16 protein-coding genes and 1 riboswitch are annotated in these 15,196 nt (G+C 39.4%); of the genes, 5 read left to right on the top strand and 11 right to left on the bottom strand.

All coding sequences use genetic code 11. From position 1 onward, the window contains the following. Positions 1-237: 237 nt before the first annotated feature. The 3 genes from dprA to IC619_RS07995 form a co-directional block, all read right to left on the bottom strand. The gene (gene dprA / locus IC619_RS08005; protein WP_191140161.1) at positions 238-1,335 is read right to left on the bottom strand and encodes a DNA-processing protein DprA; all 1,098 of its coding nucleotides are present in this window, start codon (positions 1,333-1,335) and stop codon (positions 238-240) included. 171 nt (positions 1,336-1,506) lie between these two features. Then, a complete protein-coding gene (locus IC619_RS08000; protein WP_191140160.1) occupies positions 1,507-4,086 on the bottom strand; it encodes a hypothetical protein in 2,580 nt (859 codons plus the stop codon). A 409-nt stretch (positions 4,087-4,495) separates the two neighbouring features. Further along, complete coding sequence (locus tag IC619_RS07995) at positions 4,496-5,476, bottom strand: prenyltransferase/squalene oxidase repeat-containing protein (protein WP_191140159.1); 981 nt, start codon at positions 5,474-5,476, stop codon at positions 4,496-4,498. Between the two features lie 109 nt (positions 5,477-5,585). After that, positions 5,586-5,781: riboswitch (cobalamin riboswitch) on the bottom strand. Between the two features lie 307 nt (positions 5,782-6,088). On the opposite strand from IC619_RS07995, the gene IC619_RS07990 reads away from it, so the two are divergent. Beyond that, the gene (locus tag IC619_RS07990; RefSeq protein ID WP_191140158.1) at positions 6,089-6,361 is read left to right on the top strand and encodes a monooxygenase family protein; all 273 of its coding nucleotides are present in this window, start codon (positions 6,089-6,091) and stop codon (positions 6,359-6,361) included. Between the two features lie 51 nt (positions 6,362-6,412). On the opposite strand, the gene sucD is transcribed toward IC619_RS07990, so the two are convergent. From sucD to IC619_RS07970, 4 genes are all read right to left on the bottom strand, one after another. After that, positions 6,413-7,318: a succinate--CoA ligase subunit alpha gene (gene sucD / locus IC619_RS07985; protein WP_191140157.1), complete on the bottom strand. Its 906-nt coding sequence runs from the start codon at positions 7,316-7,318 to the stop codon at positions 6,413-6,415. Between the two features lie 39 nt (positions 7,319-7,357). Beyond that, entirely contained in the window at positions 7,358-8,518 is a 1,161-nt protein-coding gene (gene sucC, locus IC619_RS07980; protein ID WP_191140156.1) for an ADP-forming succinate--CoA ligase subunit beta, read from the bottom strand. A gap of 234 nt (positions 8,519-8,752) precedes the next feature. Next, positions 8,753-8,896 carry a YqzM family protein gene (locus IC619_RS07975; protein WP_191140155.1) on the bottom strand — a complete coding sequence of 48 codons (144 nt, stop codon included), beginning with the start codon at positions 8,894-8,896 and terminating at the stop codon, positions 8,753-8,755. Between the two features lie 155 nt (positions 8,897-9,051). Continuing rightward, the gene (locus tag IC619_RS07970) at positions 9,052-9,330 is read right to left on the bottom strand and encodes a WYL domain-containing protein (protein ID WP_191140154.1); all 279 of its coding nucleotides are present in this window, start codon (positions 9,328-9,330) and stop codon (positions 9,052-9,054) included. 150 nt (positions 9,331-9,480) lie between these two features. Between IC619_RS07970 and IC619_RS07965 the strand changes: the two genes are divergently transcribed. Then, positions 9,481-9,957 carry a cupredoxin domain-containing protein gene (locus tag IC619_RS07965; protein ID WP_191140153.1) on the top strand — a complete coding sequence of 159 codons (477 nt, stop codon included), beginning with the start codon at positions 9,481-9,483 and terminating at the stop codon, positions 9,955-9,957. A 358-nt stretch (positions 9,958-10,315) separates the two neighbouring features. After that, on the top strand, positions 10,316-10,738 hold the full coding sequence (locus IC619_RS07960) for a hypothetical protein (protein ID WP_191140152.1): 423 nt from the start codon (positions 10,316-10,318) through the stop codon (positions 10,736-10,738). An 18-nt stretch (positions 10,739-10,756) separates the two neighbouring features. Here IC619_RS07960 and IC619_RS07955 read toward each other — a convergent pair whose 3' ends face one another. Further along, positions 10,757-11,596, bottom strand: a complete 840-nt coding sequence (locus IC619_RS07955; RefSeq protein WP_191140151.1) for an MBL fold metallo-hydrolase — start codon at positions 11,594-11,596, stop codon at positions 10,757-10,759. Between the two features lie 27 nt (positions 11,597-11,623). Here IC619_RS07955 and IC619_RS07950 point away from each other — a divergent pair, with 27 nt between their 5' ends. Together IC619_RS07950 and IC619_RS07945 are read left to right on the top strand one after the other, a co-directional pair. Beyond that, positions 11,624-12,094 (top strand): GNAT family N-acetyltransferase, encoded by a 471-nt coding sequence (locus IC619_RS07950; RefSeq protein ID WP_191140150.1) that lies wholly within the window; start codon positions 11,624-11,626, stop codon positions 12,092-12,094. A 437-nt stretch (positions 12,095-12,531) separates the two neighbouring features. Continuing rightward, entirely contained in the window at positions 12,532-13,329 is a 798-nt protein-coding gene (locus tag IC619_RS07945) for a CAP domain-containing protein (protein ID WP_249669749.1), read from the top strand. 52 nt (positions 13,330-13,381) lie between these two features. On the opposite strand, the gene IC619_RS07940 is transcribed toward IC619_RS07945, so the two are convergent. The 3 genes from IC619_RS07940 to IC619_RS07930 form a co-directional block, all read right to left on the bottom strand. Further along, a complete protein-coding gene (locus tag IC619_RS07940) occupies positions 13,382-13,717 on the bottom strand; it encodes a DUF2642 domain-containing protein (protein ID WP_191140149.1) in 336 nt (111 codons plus the stop codon). Positions 13,718-13,787: 70 nt separating this feature from the next. Then, positions 13,788-14,522: a polymer-forming cytoskeletal protein gene (locus IC619_RS07935; RefSeq protein ID WP_191140148.1), complete on the bottom strand. Its 735-nt coding sequence runs from the start codon at positions 14,520-14,522 to the stop codon at positions 13,788-13,790. Continuing rightward, positions 14,519-15,154, bottom strand: a complete 636-nt coding sequence (locus tag IC619_RS07930) for a DUF4004 family protein (RefSeq protein WP_191140147.1) — start codon at positions 15,152-15,154, stop codon at positions 14,519-14,521. The genes IC619_RS07935 and IC619_RS07930 overlap by 4 nt, the downstream gene beginning before the upstream one ends. Positions 15,155-15,196 lie beyond the last annotated feature (42 nt).

Raw genomic sequence — 15,196 nt, 5'->3', positions numbered from 1 at the left:
TCATACCCTACTTCTAATCTTAGTCCCTAGCTCGACGCCTCATATTTTTAATAGATTTATATTAATATTTAATTAGGCTCTGTATTTGATATTCCTGTTAACACTAACATTTGTAACCATACCAGATTTTAAATATAGTAAGCAACTTAATTTTGACGTTTTCCAGTTATGACAAGTGCCTACCTTTGCCCAATTTTCACCATTCTAACCCCGAAACATACCTATCGGGCTAAAAATTTACATTCGGAAGATATATTGCATTCCTGGTAACTGTATGATTTCACCTTTCATTTCAAGAAAGATAAGGGTTTGGTGAATTTTTTGGATATCCATATGTGCGCCAACTTTCTCTGTAATTTCTGCCAGTGAGATGGGGTGCGCGCTCATAAGATCCATGATTAATTGTTCATTTGAATCAAGTTCTACTTGTTTCTTCTGTTGTTGATGAACGATCCGCTCAGACACAAAGGAAAATTCTTCTAATATATCATCTACTTGGGTTACGCACTTTGCTCCTTGCTGGATCAATTGGTTTGTTCCCGCGCTTTTATCTGAAGTAATGGGGCCTGGGATTGCAAATACATCTTTTCCCTGTTCTAAACTGAAGTCCGCCGTAATTAGTGAACCTGATCTTTCAGCCGCTTCAATTACAAGCGTACCTTGGCTAAGACCACTAATAATCCGATTTCGCTGAGGGAAGAGACCCGCATGTGCAGTTGTCCCAGGGGGAGATTCTGAAATTACAAGACCATCCTGGATGAGTTGTGTATATAATTTTCGGTTTATTTTAGGGTATACCACATCCACACCGGTGGCTAAAACAGCAATGGTCTTACCACCCACTTCTAATACATGACGATGCACTTCTCCGTCAATTCCCATAGCCATGCCACTAATTATGGTCCAGTCATGTTTTGCTAACTCAGAACATATCTGCATCGTGACTTTTTCCCCGTATATGGTTGGTTTACGCGTCCCCACTATTGCAAGTGTTGGAAGATGATTCAGAAGTTGCAATTGACCTTTAGCATAAAGAATCCACGGCGGTTTTGCGATTTCTTTTAGTAATGGTGGATATTGTTCATCTAGCCATGTAATTGCTGTTATGTTACGTGTGTCTAGTTCTTTTTTTACTTCTTGAATAAACTGTGCGTGCCATCTTTTTTTAATTTTGGTGATCAATTGACCTGAAACATTTAGCTTGCTCAGCTGATGAAACATTTTTTCAGATGGCATACGACTTGGTTCCCAACCTATCTGATATAATTTTTCAATTGTGTGCCAGCCGACCCCACTTATTTGATGCATGGCGATCAGCCCGTATTTGCTATCCATATTTTTATCCCCTTTACTTCCTCAACCCAGCTATGATTTTAATATTACCTCGGCGTGTATTTTGGGTTTACCTGAACCTATATCAGTTATTTGAGAAAGGGACGTAAAAACCTTTTATTTAACGTAGAAAAACGTTTTCAACTAGGAAAACGTTTTTCAAATACCAACAGATTACGTGAATTGTATGGAGAGGCCTGCACTTGCATAACCCAATATCGTAATATTGACAAAGTCAATGGGGGTATCTTCGACATATGCTGTCAACACCAGTAACAATTGCTTACCAGCTTGAATCGGTACATGCATAGATTCAACTTTTTCGACAAAATGATTCTCTGATACATTAACAAACACCTTCGCATCAGTTGGTGTAAGGATATCCGGCGCAGTCGTATTGCTATATAATTGATATAATACGCCGTAAGATACTTCCTCAGAATTAGAAATGATTTCCTGTACCGCAAAATGCACAGCAAAAGAAGTAATCATTCCCGAATACGGTACAGGAAAGGCATAGTTTACAGGGCCATCTGATAGATCTAGTCCATTAGAATCGATTTTGATACCTGAATAACTTTCACCAAAGCTAATCAAGCTTCCTAGATTTGTATTCATGTTCCCTTCATATCCACCTAAAAATAAATTTACGCGGTTGCCTGAAGCAAACGGGACCATGCTGTTAAAAGTGGTCTTAGCTTTGCTGTCATATAGGGGTGTAATTTCAATATCCCCTTCATTCCTTCGATCTATTGATTCTTGTTTGTCCTTCATGACTGTCGTCTGTATAGATTCAACCTCTTTCTGCGTTGACCCTAGCTCCCTTTCTGCAGACAACGCTTCTTCTGATTCTGTATCAACTGGCTCTTCCTCAACTTCTTCTGATTCTGTATCAGCTGGCTCTTCCTCAACTTCTTCTGATTCTGTATCGACTGGCTCTTCCTCAACTTCTTCTGATTCTGTATCAACTGGCTCTTCCTCAACTTCTTCTAATTCTGTATCGACTGGCTCTTCCTCAACTCCTTCTGATTCTGTATCAACTGGCGCTTCCTCAACTCCTTCTAATTCTGTATCAACTGGCGCTTCCTCAACTTCTTCTAATTCTGTATCAACTGGCGCTTCCTCAACTTCTTTTGATTCTGTATCAACTGGCGCTTCCTCAACTCCTTCTAATTCTGTATCAACTGGTGCTTCCTCAACTTCTTCTGATTCTGTATCAACTGGCGCTTCCTCAACTTCTTCTGCTTCTGTATCAACTGGTGCTTCCTCAACTTCTTCTGATTCTGTATCAACTGGCGCTTCCACAACTTCCTTTGCTTCTGTATCGACTGGCGCTTCCACAACTTCTTTTGATTCTGTATCGACTGGTGCTTCCACAACTTCTTTTGATTCTGTATCAACTGGCGCTTCCACAACTTCCTTTGCTTCTGTATCGACTGGCTCTTCCACAACTTCTTCTGCTTCTGTATCAACTGGCGCTTCCTCAACTTCTTTTGCTTCTGTATCAACTGGCGCTTCCACAACTCCTTCTAATTCTGTATCGACTGATTCCTGTACAGCATTTTTTTCTTCTTCTTGATCCTTGACACCACTTGCTTCAATTGAAACATTGAATTTTTCTTTTAAAACATTCTGATTTTGATTCGTTCCTCCTTCACGCAAAGTTGCTTTTTTTAATTCCTCTAAAAAGTTTCTTTCTTGGTGATAAAAAGATCGTTCTCCAGTTTCTCTCACGTCTGACTTGACGTGCTCTTGCACCGTTTTCTTCACTTTTTCTCGACCCTTGACACCATTTGTTCCAGCTGAAACATTTAACCTTTCTTCTAAATGATTTGGGTTCTGATTCGTTCCTTCTTCACGTAAAGTTGCTTTTTTTAATTCTTCTAGAAAATTTCTTTCTTGGTTCTGAAAAGATAGTTGTGCAACTCTCTTCACTTCTGACTCCACTGACTCTTGCACCGGCTCCTTTACTTCTGACTCCACTGGCTCTTGTACCGGCTCCTTCACTTTTGACTCCGCTGACTCTCGTAACGTTTCCTTCACTTCTGACTCCACTGGCTCTTGTACCGGCTTCTTCACTTCTGACTCCGCTTCCTCTTGTACCGTTTCCTTCACTTCTGACTCCACCGACTCTTGTACCGGCTTCTTTACTTCTGACTCCGCTTCCTCTTGTACCGACTCCTTCACTTCTGACTCCACTGACTCTTGCACCGGCTCCTTCACTTTTGACTCCGCTGACTCTCGTAACGTTTCCTTCACTTCTGACTTCACCGACTCTTGTACCGACTTCTTCACTTCTGACTCCACCGACTCTTGTACCGACTCCTTCACTTCTGACTCCACTGGCTCTTGTACCGTTTCCATTGTTGCTTCTCGGTCAGTGACGCCACTTGCTCCAGCTGAAACACTTAACCTTTCTTCTAAATCATTATGATCTTGCTTCATTCCTTCTTCGTGCAGAACTTCATTTCTTATTTCTTCTAAAATATTTCTTTCTTCGTTATAAAAAGATAATAATAGATCACCACTCACATCTTGTTTAGGTCGTTCTGTTGGTAAGCTTTTCTTGGACCGATTATTTTTTCTCTGTTTGGATCTATGATGCTGTTTGTCCTCTTTTTTTATTTGCGTAGATTGATTCTCATCAAATGATAAAGGAGCACGATTCTCTAATTGATGCATCTGTTCATGTCTGATCACTTTCATATCTTTAACATAAGCCGGTCGAAAAACCTTCCCAGATTTTTTTTTCAACTGTAGACACCACCTCTCGATTCAATTCCCTATAAAAAATAGATGAATATGAAATTTGATCGATTCATTATGAGTTAAAAGAGACGAACGCTCCCCTGAAAGGATCGTAATGTCAAGAGGATCGATTCCCACTTCTACCATAGCTTCAATGTGATTTGTCTTTGTACGATAACCCCTTTTACCCCCGTCCTTACACACAAAATGTATTAACCACTTTGTTATGCAATACTTCAATTATCCTTCATTCAACAGTAAATACATGCATCATGCATTCCCCTCAATCACATCAGGTTTTCTCATTTATTTATATGATTACATTGGAGATCCAAGACTATTTTCTTATTATAAAAAACAGACGAATCTCCCAAGAGAAGACGTCTGTTTTTTATGAAAATACATCTCATTCTTTTTAAGAAGCCGGCACACAAGTGAAATCATAGATACGTTCTTGTTTTTTTACAAAATGCTTATACGCAGTAAAAGCTAATAATGCTTGTTCACTAGACATCACATTAGAGCCACTATCTTTAATATGTGCAAAGCCACCATCACTTTCTTGATAAGTGCTTAAATTGTCCACCACATTTCCGCCCGACTTCGTAAATGCAGCTGATGTAGGGTCAATCCCATTTGATGATAAAGCGATGATTACCTGCGCAGCACTTTCGCTTGTCTCACTGCCAAAGTATCCAAATCCACCTGTCTCCATTTGTTCAGCAGATAACCAGTCAAATGCTTTTTGCTTCGCTAGCTCTACTTCTTCACCACCGTAAGGTGCTAATGCAATAAGAGCCATCGCCGTTAAATCGACGTTTCCATACCAGCTACCCGCTTCTTTTTGATTTTCAAGTAACCAATCTACTAACTTTTCTCTCGTCCATAATGCATCTGCTGGCACTACATACTTTTTAGAATCAAGTGCAATCAATCCGAAAATGACACCGCTACTTCCTTGAGCCGTCATATTGGGGTTGTTGTACAGCTTCTCTATCAGATTGATTCCATCAACATTTTCAGGATTTCCACCAGCTGCACTCATACCCATGATGATTCGTTCATAATCGGTTACACGTGAAAATTCACCGTTAGCCGCTTTAACTTGGTTCTCTAAATTTTCGAGATATCCCTCTGGTACCACTCCCTTATTTTTAATGATCCCCATCGTTTGCCAGTCGGACATGGTATAGTTATTTTCTACCCATCTCAAAGCTTTTTGCAGTGTGATCCGATATTTTCGTTTAAATTTTGCGGAAGATAACGCCGTTTGTTTCACTTCAAGCATTTCAGTTTGTTTAGCTGTTACTGAAGACCCCATAACTTGTAATGGAAATAACCCACCTAATATGGAAATCAATAAAACCCAGATCCCTATACGTTGTGTAAAACGCATATCCACTCACTCCTTTTCTCTATCTTGCGCACATATAAAAAACCCCTTTATCGGGGTGTCTGTATAAAAATAGGCATCACAACACCTCCTCCTATGTCCACGTAGGATGATGCGTTAACGATAACAGGCAGGTCTCCTGACTCATGTTCATCACTACCTACGCCTTCCCAATCATTCCTATAGTGGCATCAAGCAGGTAGCTCCCATTTACAGTGGCGGGACCGCGCCGGATTCTCACCGGTCTTCCCTTTTCATTCAATGACTTAAAATAAACATGTCATTGAAACCTGTATCGCAAATATGAAGTCATTAAACTTTTTTTACTACATCAAAATATTCTGTGTTAAAGATATAAATCCTTCTAAATCTGATTATTTGAGATGATTAAATTCACTCCTATTTATTAGAAGAAATATTTAGATGATTCTTTAAAGTGCTGATTTGCAACATTTTTCGATTTTACTTTCCTCGCACTTTCTTCCCAAAGCTTTAGGCTTGGCTGAACGAATCCACACAATTAAAGATATACTGCGCAAACAGATGAAGATTACGTCATTTTTATCATCGGTATCCGAATGAATCATTTTTTTCCTTTGCTAAATGCGCCTCATGATGGAAGCGTTATACGCAAATCCAGAATTAGGATTCCTTCATGCCGAGCAACTATTTAGCTGGCGTCAGACCAACTACTGGCGTATGCATGCTACAGCTTGGAAGACATTTAATCAAAAGGTAAATCATCATGATGCAGTAGGAATATTTCATGAGACCTTATCAAGTCACAAAAAATGCATCCGAGTGCATCTACATCAACATGCCGACAATGGGTTTAATACTGTAGTCACATCGGATCAAGATACTGCACGAAAACGGATCGCGAAATAGAAAAAGGCAAAGCTTCTCCATAAGGATGGGCTTTGCCTCTCAATCGATACCTTATTTTTTCGTAATAAACTGATCCAAAATACCTTTTTCTTCGAGTAACTTAACTAAGGTCTCACCAATCACAGCTGGTGTTTTGGCAACGGTTACACCACATTTTTCGAGTGTCGCAATTTTTTCGGCAGCTGTTCCTTTACCACCTGAGATGATGGCTCCAGCATGACCCATTCGCTTTCCTGGAGGCGCTGTTTGCCCTCCGATAAATCCAACGACAGGCTTTGTCATATTGGCTTTAATCCACTCGGCAGCTTCTTCTTCTGCCGTTCCACCGATTTCACCAATCATAATGACAGCTTTGGTGTCTGGATCTTCTTCAAAAGCTTTGAGACAATCGATAAAGTCGGTTCCGTTTACCGGATCGCCACCAATTCCAACAGCCGTAGATTGGCCTACATTGCGAGTGGAGAGCTGATGAACCGCTTCATAAGTAAGGGTTCCACTACGCGAAACAATCCCCACATTTCCTTTTAAGTGAATATATCCTGGCATAATACCAATCTTACACTCATCCGGAGTAATAACACCTGGGCAGTTAGGTCCAATTAAACGTGTCTTTTTCCCTTCTAGATAACGTCTAACCTTCACCATATCGAGCACAGGAATTCCTTCTGTAATACATACTGCTAAGTCTAACTCTGCATCTACTGCTTCCATGATAGCGTCTGCAGCAAACGCTGGCGGCACATAAATCACTGTCGCAGTAGCTCCGGTTGCTTTTACGGCATCCTCAACTGTATCAAAAACAGGAACGCCTTCGATTTCCGTACCACCTTTTCCTGGCGTTACTCCACCTACAACTTGGGTTCCATATTCAATTGCTTGTTTCGTATGAAATAATCCTGTTGCGCCTGTGATTCCTTGTGTGATCACTTTAGTCTCTTTATTAACAAAAATACTCACTGTTTTACCCACCTTTCACATACGTCTTTCCTTAGTCCATTACTTTACTAGTTCAACGATTTTTTGTGCACCATCAGCCATAGAGTCTGCTGTAACAATATCGATACCAGATTCTTGCAGAATTTGTTTTCCTTTATCTACATTCGTTCCCTCTAGTCGTACGACCAATGGTACTTGTAGACCCACCTGTTTGGCTGCTTCTACAACCCCTTGTGCGATGATGTCGCACTTCATGATGCCACCAAAGATATTGACAAAAATCCCTTTTACATTCTCATCTGAAAGGATAATTTTAAAGGCTTCGGTCACCTTTTCCGCTGTCGCACCGCCACCAACATCTAAGAAGTTAGCTGGATCGCCAGAGTAATGCTTGATAATATCCATCGTTGCCATTGCTAAACCTGCACCGTTTACCATACAACCAATATTTCCATCTAATGCAATGTAACTGAGATCATATTTGGATGCTTCGATTTCTTTGGCATCTTCTTCATCTAGGTCACGTAATTCCAAAATTTCTTTTTGGCGATATAATGCATTAGAATCAAAATTTAATTTAGCATCGAGTGCCATCACACGACCATCAGTTGTCGTAATGAGTGGGTTAATTTCAGCTAATGCGCAATCATTTTCAACAAAAGCTTGATATAACCCCATCATAAATTTAACTGCTTTGTTTACTTTATCTTTAGGAATGTTGATGTTATAAGCGAGACGACGACCTTGGAAAGGAAGGAATCCTGTCGCTGGATCCACTACTTCTTTAAAGATTTTTTCAGGCGTTTTTTCTGCCACTTCCTCGATTTCTGTACCGCCCTCTTCAGACGCCATCATGACGACACGGTTAGTAGAACGATCGATTACTATCCCTACATAGTATTCCTTTTCAATCGGACAGCCTTCTTCAATTAAGAGGCGTTTTACTTCTTTTCCTTCTGGGCCTGTTTGATGTGTCACCAATACTTTACCAAGCAGTTCTTGTGCATATTGACGTACTTCATCGATACTTTTCGCTAGTTTCACACCGCCAGCTTTACCTCTACCACCGGCATGAATTTGTGCTTTTACAACCCATAAAGATCCACCTAAATTTTCAGCCGCCTGGACAGCTGTATCGGGTGAGAATGCTACATGTCCGCCTGGTACGACGACACCATATTTCTTTAACACTTGTTTTCCTTGATACTCATGTACGTTCATTTCCGATCCTCCAATCTTTTCACAACCTAAACAGCCCAAACCACATATTACGCACTATGTAAGTCGCTTAAAAATAGCACACGGCTATCTCTTCATCGTATACAAGTTTGGCTCATTTGAAAGTATAGCTCAACTAATGATTATTTACCAGCATTTCACCATTATCCATGAATGCGCTCACACAAAAAGTGACTGGCTTAAATGGATTTAAGCCAGTCACTTTTGTACCCATGTTTAAACGAAAAAAGATACTACCGTAGCGATAGTGAAAATCCCTAAAAAGACACCTGAGGCAACTAGCATCCCTACTACTGTATCCAAAAAATCGTTTTCTTGAACTTCTGTTGCTTGCTGATTTACTTTAGCAGTCTTGGCCATCGAAACCCCTCCTTACGCCAAACAAACGTACAGCCTAACTATAGGATAGACTAATTCTCACCAAGTATAGCATGGTTTTGAGAGTAATAAAATATTGGAAATGGAACAAACCATGAAATGTCTGTACAAAGTAATTAACAAATATTTACCCATATTTAGGGGTATTGCTTTACATGATTGATCCATTTGACCTTCTTCCTATAATTGGGATTGATCGACACCGCCGACTTGTGTCCCATCTCGCTTACGCTTAAAATTTGTTCGAACTGAAAAGAGCGAATTCCTTTCCGCAACAAGCAGTAGCAACGCACATATTGCTGATCCACAGCTAAGACATACACCCATCGTTGTGTAAATTGGTGATCCGCATTCATATAAATCATTTGAATTTTCCGTTTTCTTTCCATCGCTTTTTGTAACATGCGGTGAATCATATCATCACTCCATATACAAACATTTGTTCTATTACTATTCCCCATTTTTAATTCAATTACACCTATAAGGCCTTATTTGAATATTTTTTTTGCAAAATGGGCAAACCGTCTAGTAGAACCATGTGGATAGCCTAATTCGGAGGGAATGACATGACCACATCTCGTCAATGGATTTACCTATTTTCAGCATTTCTGTTTGTATTAATTGGTGTAGCTGTTTTGCTTCCTACCATTCCTTGGTTTCAAAGTGCCTCGGTAATCGAGCAAGAAGCATTTAGTTCAACAGCTAAAGAGCAAGCACGCGATATCCACATCTTTACGTTGGAACACAAGCAAGGACACGGTGATCAAGTTAAAGAAATTTATCGATTTGACCCGGGTACCATCATTTTAAATAAAGATGAAAAAGTACGGATACACATTCATGGCTTTCACGGTAAGTCTCATCAGTTTCATATTCCTCGTTTAGATGTGCGTGATTCAGTTCAAAAAGGTCAAATCACAACCTTTGAACTAACACCTAATGAAGTAGGAACCTACGAACTAATTTGCGATAATCATAGCTCAGTCAAAAATGAAGGGCCCATGATCGGTTATATCCACGTGATTGATCAAGATGATGATTAACATAAAGAACGGATCGCTAGCGATCCGTTCTTTATGTTACATGCCTCCTCATTTTAATGGGATAGATGGAAGTAAGCGTTACTCGGTACCTCTGCTTTTTGGGGATGCTTAGAACAATTTGCTCTGTTATAATAAGTCCCATAGTGAGAAAACACTAAAAACGAGTGATCTTGGATAACTGAATCATTTCGGGTTGACGGTAAAATGATTTCTATGTAGGGAATGAACGCTTCTAACTTTTTGAGCACAAAATATGCTTTCGTGGATGGATGCAGGATGCCACGCCAGTTGAAGCGAGAAGCGCAATTATTTTAGTGGTGAGCTACACTCTCCCCCAAACACCGAGGAGGAACCTATCATGCAGATTCAATTTCAAACACCACATCAGTATGTTTTTATCCATAATGATGTCAAACATCTCTATTTATTATGGAAAAAAGAACAAACACGTGAGCTATACATCGTAGAATCCGAAAATGAAAGCATGACCTTGCGTCATCCAGGTGAAAGCTATATCGATTACGTTTTATTAGAGATTGAGCCGATATTTTTTCGACATTTAGAAATGGACGGTGTCGTTTTTTCTGCTATCTTAGGTGCTACTTTCTCGTATCAAAATCGTTTGATGGCGATGTACTACGATGCAGACAAATCTGGAGATACGCCTATTTTTTTTGAAATTAAAGATGATGAAATCTTTGATATTTCAGAAGAGGACTATCCGCTTGTCGTTCAAACATTTAAAGAAGCGTTTCCCGAGTATATTCATTCTTCCCATTGACAAATAGCTGGAGGATGTTCATTTCGAGTCATTTTGTGTTCGTATTTCAGTCGTTACTTTTTCCAAGAAATGCGACTGTGTCTCTTTCATCAATTTAGGAAAGGGATATCGCTTTAACTCTTGGTTCAGTTCATCCCATTTATCATCTATGATTGCTTGACGTAATAAAGCAAGATAAGTTTTAGAAATATGAATTCGTCTTTTCATCTCAGTTTGATCATCCGTAACAGACCCATGACCTGGAATGAGCCAATTCATACGGTAATCTACATACAGCTGCTCTGCTTTCTCCATCGTGTGAACATAAGATTGATAAGTATCAAAAATAAAAGGCATTTCGATATCAGACAAGTAGTCCCCTGCCACCCATATGCCTAAGGGGTCTATTAAACAAAACAGACCATCTTCAGTATGTCCTGGTGCCAAGAAGAAACGAAGTGTTGTTTCTCCCACTTGTATCGTTTGGTTATCCTCCTGAATCGCATAATCAATATGTGGAAATTCAGCTGAAAATGGGGATTTTATGTAGTACTTTTCGTAAAAATCCACTATTTTATATTTTTTATCTTGCTTATACTCTTCTGAACAGTGTTGTAAGAAGTGATGACTAATCGTTTTGGCACCCGGAAATGCGGAATACCCGAGAATATGATCAAAATCAGAATGTGTAAAAAGTAGATATAATGGTTTTCCTTGCTGAATTCGATTTACTTCAACTTGAATCGTTTTGATTTCGTCTGGTAACCAAGTAGGATCTACAAGTAAGATCAGATCATTCGTCTGGACCAGTGTACTATTCGTTTGATATAATTCACTTTGAAAAACAGTAAGGTTTTCGGTTAGTTGCTGTATTTTCATCTTATCACCCTTTATAGGAGGTTCTATATGATTCGATCATTGCAAAGTGATGACTATACCCCCATAATTACACAATTAAATGAATGGTGGGGCGGACGAGAGATGACTCATTTATTACCTCGTCTATTTTTTGAACATTTTCAAGATACTTCTTATGCCTTGACAAAAAACGAGCATATTATCGCTTTTTTGATTGGTTTTCGTTCTCAAACCGATCCAACACAAGCATATATTCATTTTGTGGGTGTACATCCTCTATATCGCCAAAAAGGTTTAGCTGCCCAATTATATCACACTTTTTTCAGCAAGGTTCAATCACTTGGATGTACCGAAGTGCGCTGTATCACTTCTCCAATCAACCAAACTTCAATCGCCTTTCATACACGATTGGGATTCCAACTCCTCCCTGCTGATACCGATGAAAATGCGTTACCTGTTTACCGTAACTATGACGGTAAAGGACAAGACCGTGTATTATTCAGAAAAATATTAGTATGAACCATCACATACAGTCGATGGTTCATGAATTAAGGAAAGTTTGAAATAAATCGTGTATTTTTGCATAATAGCGGCTATAATGAAATGCGCACTCCACACGTTTTTGATTTTAAATCCTCTTTTTCGCGTGAGTCGGGGGTTATTCAGCATTTCTTCAATTTTATTACGCAATTGAACCGTGTCACCTTTCGGTACAAGCACATTTCGATATTGTGTTCGAGATAAGATTTCAACTAATCCTCCTAACTCCTATGCGATTACATTTACATGGGAACTTTTAACATACATTCCCTCCTCACGCTTTGTAGAGCCACTTCATTCATCATTTTTATTAATATCACATGTACAAATCATATTGTTATATATACCCTTAGTCATTTATACTTAAAATGTTGTACTAATTTGTACAATTAAAATTAAAATAAAGGGGATCTTTTATGCAATATCGTTTTTATACCATGCTCATCTTTTGTGCTTTAACGCTATTAATTGGATGCTCCACCGAACAATCTACCGTTAACCAATCGAAAGATCACGATACTGCAGCAATTGAACAACAAACTGAAGCTGAAACGGAGTCGAATGCTGAGGCGGAAGCTGAGGCGAAAGCGAAAGCGGAAGCAGAAGCTGAGGCGAAAGCAGAAGCAGAAGCAAAGGCGGAAGCAGAAGCAAAGGCAAAAGCGGAAGCAGAAGCAAAGGCGAAAGCGGAAGCAGAAGCAAAGGCAAAAGCGGAAGCTGAGGCGAAAGCGAAGGCAGAAGCAAAGGCAAAAGCGGAAGCTGAGGCGAAAGCGAAGGCGGAAGCAAAGGCCAAAGCTGAAGCGAAAGCAAAAACAAGTACAGCAAGTAGCGTTTTACCTATTGAAAAAGAAGTAGTCACTTTAGTCAACCAAGAGCGTGCCAAAATGGGATTAAAACCACTTCAAATCAGTACAAAAGTATCCAGTGTCGCACGTACCAAATCAAAAGATATGAAAGAACAAAACTATTTTTCTCATCAATCTCCTACATATGGCTCGCCATTTGATATGTTAAAACATTTTCAAGTGTCTTATAGCGCAGCAGGCGAAAACATTGCACAGGGACAACAAACGGCACAATCAGTGGTAAATAGCTGGATGAACAGTGAAGGGCATCGCAAAAATATCTTGAGTCCCAATTATACACATATTGGAGTTGGATATGTAAAAGGTGGATCCTACGGCACCGTATGGACACAGCTCTTCGTCCGCTTCTAAAAAAAGCACCTACTGCAGGTGCTTTTTTTAGAAGGGTATTTAAAAGAACATTTTATTTTTCAAAGCATATGGCACAGATGGACTGTAATCGAATCTGGTGTGTAGCGCAGTGATCTTTCACCGTAATATGATCTGGACAAACATTTACTAAGTATCCACTAATATCACCGCAACCGCCTACTGACACTTTGATGCACTTCCCAATCCAATCATAGAGAGAGTGCGTAAAATAGGGCTCTTCTTGTTGAACATGCATATAAGGAGGTATCATCACCTCGATATGTGGCATTTGCATAGGTGGCATCATAGGCGGTTCCATTCTTGGCATTTCCATTGGTGGGGGCGGGGGCGGGGCGGGCATCGGATATTTTGGCTGTTTCTTTTCCATTCTCAATCCTCCTCTTCCATATATATAAACCTTATGCATTCCCCCAGCTTTTGGTTCTTTGTCTAATTGCCTAGATTTTTATCTCTTCCTTTACTTCAGCTTTTGCGTCAATTTCTATTTTCTCTTTATATTCAACACGATCGATCACACAACCCGCCCCAATTTTCACTTGATTTCCTCGTACAAGTTTCGCATGTGTATGACTAATTGTAATTTCATCTCCTTCTATCAGTTGAGCGATCAGCTTTTCTTCATATTGAAAGAGCGATTTAAAAAGCTTATTTACGTTGAATGGCATGTCTTTAGGGGTAATTTTAATTTTCTCTCCACCTATTTCGGTAGCTCTACATTCACCATAAAGTCTGATTTCGATGTTCCCCGCATTCACAAGTCCTCCAATATCTAACGTTCCATTCACAACCAAATTTTCAGCTTCTACGTCTTTTTCGCCTGTAATATTACCTTTTACATCGATCTGATCTCCCGTAATATTACCCTTAAAGCTCATGTAACCATTTACCACGACATGACTACTACTACTTAACCCACCCATACATTTAATAGAACCATCCACTTTTAAATCGTTTGACTTGATATCTCCTTGAAATGTGCTTTTTCCGCTGACACGAATCTCTTCCGCTTCCATATCTCCTTCTACGACACTCGTACCATTACACCGAAATTTTTCGCAGAGGATATCACCACTAATTTTGGCCATACCGTTTACTTTGACGGATTTATATTTGCCACCCGTAGCACTACCCCTTCCTGAAATAGCCAAGTCATTTAACATTTCCTTCGTCATGATTTTGCCTCCGCTTCATGAATTTTAACCTTCAGTTCCTCCATACATTTTAAAGCATTGAGACATAAAAGCACTTTTGTATCACGATCAAAAAAGAGTACGCTATCACTTGAAACCAAAAAGCAAGTAAATACCCCTTTTTTTCGAATTAAATACAATTCACAATTCATTTGATGAAACTGATGAGCATGCATTTGGATCATTTCAAAAAATAAGATAGCTTCTTCTTTGCTCACTTCACCACTTTGCAAAGCTTTTTCAATCATATAAAGGGAAAGCATTTGATCAATCGAATCGTTTGTTATTTCTTCATCGTTCATATATTGATCGATCGTCTCTTTTGAAACAATGTTATATTCAATGATAAATGCTTTTGAAAATTTACGTTCATCTAAGCTCGGCGAGAAAAAACGAGCTAAATCATCTAGTGATAAATCATCCTTTAGACGCTTTATTTTTTCAATACGCTCTATTATTTTCTCTTCGGGAAAATAAGTTTCTTGACCCGTATATGTAGTCTTCCGTGTGAACCACGCTTCCGGAATTAGGTTTTTTCGCTTCCATCGATAAAGTTGTCCATACGATATACCTGTCTTCTCTAACAGATCTTTCTTGGAAATGAAGCCTTCCATCTCATCGCCTCCTTACTTTAAACGTAACATAACACTGTTACA

Source organism: Polycladospora coralii (assembly GCF_014773435.2).
GTDB classification, from domain to species: Bacteria; Bacillota; Bacilli; order Thermoactinomycetales; family Thermoactinomycetaceae; genus Polycladospora; species Polycladospora coralii.
The sequence above is the reverse complement of the archived record's forward strand: the minus strand, read 5'-3'. Positions and strand labels throughout refer to the sequence as shown.

Coding starts and splice junctions, on each gene's coding strand:
- dprA (WP_191140161.1), bottom strand. CDS start 1,335: ATGGATAGCAAATACGGGCTGATCGCCATGCATCAAATAAGTGGGGTC.
- IC619_RS07995 (WP_191140159.1), bottom strand. CDS start 5,476: ATGCGTTTTACACAACGTATAGGGATCTGGGTTTTATTGATTTCCATA.
- IC619_RS07990 (WP_191140158.1), top strand. CDS start 6,089: ATGGAAGCGTTATACGCAAATCCAGAATTAGGATTCCTTCATGCCGAG.
- sucC (WP_191140156.1), bottom strand. CDS start 8,518: ATGAACGTACATGAGTATCAAGGAAAACAAGTGTTAAAGAAATATGGT.
- IC619_RS07975 (WP_191140155.1), bottom strand. CDS start 8,896: ATGGCCAAGACTGCTAAAGTAAATCAGCAAGCAACAGAAGTTCAAGAA.
- IC619_RS07970 (WP_191140154.1), bottom strand. CDS start 9,330: ATGATTCACCGCATGTTACAAAAAGCGATGGAAAGAAAACGGAAAATT.
- IC619_RS07965 (WP_191140153.1), top strand. CDS start 9,481: ATGACCACATCTCGTCAATGGATTTACCTATTTTCAGCATTTCTGTTT.
- IC619_RS07960 (WP_191140152.1), top strand. CDS start 10,316: ATGCAGATTCAATTTCAAACACCACATCAGTATGTTTTTATCCATAAT.
- IC619_RS07955 (WP_191140151.1), bottom strand. CDS start 11,596: ATGAAAATACAGCAACTAACCGAAAACCTTACTGTTTTTCAAAGTGAA.
- IC619_RS07950 (WP_191140150.1), top strand. CDS start 11,624: ATGATTCGATCATTGCAAAGTGATGACTATACCCCCATAATTACACAA.
- IC619_RS07945 (WP_249669749.1), top strand. CDS start 12,532: ATGCAATATCGTTTTTATACCATGCTCATCTTTTGTGCTTTAACGCTA.
- IC619_RS07940 (WP_191140149.1), bottom strand. CDS start 13,717: ATGGAAAAGAAACAGCCAAAATATCCGATGCCCGCCCCGCCCCCGCCC.
- IC619_RS07935 (WP_191140148.1), bottom strand. CDS start 14,522: ATGACGAAGGAAATGTTAAATGACTTGGCTATTTCAGGAAGGGGTAGT.
- IC619_RS07930 (WP_191140147.1), bottom strand. CDS start 15,154: ATGGAAGGCTTCATTTCCAAGAAAGATCTGTTAGAGAAGACAGGTATA.